The sequence below is a fragment of the Salmonella sp. SAL4457 genome, assembly GCF_046548235.1.
GTDB lineage: Bacteria > Pseudomonadota > Gammaproteobacteria > Enterobacterales > Enterobacteriaceae > Salmonella > Salmonella enterica.
In genome coordinates, this window is the sequence record NZ_JBGDZO010001112.1 from 1 (window position 1) to 246 (window position 246).

Annotated in this window: 1 pseudogene; it reads right to left on the reverse strand. The window is 67.9% G+C overall.

Annotated elements, in window-relative coordinates:
- A pseudogene (locus tag ACLJNW_RS27635) lies at nt 1-246 on the reverse strand (lysine transporter); the annotation flags it as partial.

Here is a 246-nt window from a genome sequence, read left to right on the forward strand (position 1 = left end):
GCGGCAGGCTGAGATAGGTGGCGAGGCGGCCGATCCAGTCGATGCGTTCGCCCACCAGCGCCTGGTAGTTCTGCCCGAGGGTGATGACCATGCACAGGGCGAAGGCGAACAGCGGCCCGAAGGGGAACAGCTTGGCCCGGTAGGGCAGGTCTTCCAGGCGGCCGCCCTGGGCCAGGTAACCCGTGCGGAAGCGATAGTGGGAGATGGCGATGCCCAGCCAGGCGATGAAGCCGCACATGCCCGAGG